This is a genomic window from Streptomyces cavernae (genome assembly GCF_004023625.1).
Classification (GTDB): Bacteria; Actinomycetota; Actinomycetes; order Streptomycetales; family Streptomycetaceae; genus Streptomyces; species Streptomyces cavernae.
Genome location: NZ_RPDJ01000125.1, coordinates 1 through 1246, shown reverse-complemented (window position 1 = coordinate 1246; position 1246 = coordinate 1). Strand labels below are relative to the sequence as shown.

Below are 1246 nucleotides of genomic sequence, written 5' to 3'. Positions count from 1 at the left end.
CACCCGCACGCAACGCCTGAGCAGCCAGATGCAACGCCACCAGCGACGACGAACACGCCGTGTCCACCGTCACCGCCGGACCCTCCAGACCCAGCACATACGCCACCCGACCCGACAGCACACTGCCGGACGCGCCGGTGAGGCCGTAACCGCTCCCGCTCTCCTCGGAGTTGGCGAGCAGCGTCGCGTACTCCTGCACGGAGCCGCCGACGAACACACCCGTCCGGCTGCCGCGCAGTGAGGTGGGGTCCATGCCGGCCCGTTCGAGGGCTTCCCACGACGACTCCAGCAGTACCCGCTGCTGCGGGTCCATCGACATGGCCTCACGCGGCGACACCCCGAAGAAGGCGGCGTCGAACGATCCGGCGCCGGTGAGGAATCCGCCCTTGCCGTCGAAGGGGGTGCCGTCGTGGGTCCAGCCGCGGTCGGCGGGGACGGGGGCGATCGCGTCGCGGTGTTCGGTAAGCAGGCGCCACAGGTCGTCGGGCTGCTCGACGCCGCCGGGGAGGCGGCAGGCCATGCCGACGATGACGACGGGATCGTCGGCGATGCCGACCACGGGTACCGGTTCGGCGGCGTCGGTCGCGCCGCCCAGGCGGGCGTCCAGTTCGGCGGCCACGTCGCGCACGCTCGGGTGGTCGAAGAGCAGGGAGGCCGGCAGCGGCATGCCGGTGAGCGCGGCGAGCCGGTCGCGCAGTTCGACCGAGGTGAGTGAGTCGAAGCCCTGTTCCTGGAACGACTTGTCGACGGCGATCCGGTCCGCGCCGCTGTGCCGCTGCACGGTGGCCGCCTCGGTCCGGACGAGCCCGGTCAGGTGGGTGAGCCGCTGGGCCGCGGTCATCGCCGCCAGGCGGGCGCGCAGCACCGCGTCACCGTCGCCGTCCGGGCGCACCGCCGCTGTCGCCTCGGGGATGTCCTCGATGAGGGGGCGGCGGCGCGCGATGGTGTAGTTGGCGCCGAAGCGGGGCCAGTCGATGTCGGCGACGGTGAGGGTCGGTTCACCGGCGCCGACGGCCTCGGCCAGCGCCTGGACAGCGGGGGCCGGGTCCATCAGCCGGAGTCCGACGCGGGTGATCAGGCGGGCGGACTCCTCGTCGGCCATGCCGCTGTCCCGCCAGGCGCCCCAGGCGAGGGACGTGGCGGGCAGGCCGCGCCCGCGGCGGTCCACGGCCAGCGCGTCCAGGTACGCGTTGCCCACCGCGTACGCGCCCTGCGAGGCACCGCCCCAGGTCGCCGCACCGGACGA

1 protein-coding gene is annotated in these 1246 nt (G+C 74.1%); it reads right to left on the bottom strand.

Annotated elements, in window-relative coordinates; translation table 11 throughout:
• Positions 1-1246 (bottom strand): type I polyketide synthase (locus tag EF387_RS46440; RefSeq protein WP_128382584.1); only part of this gene is annotated, 1246 nt, incomplete at both ends.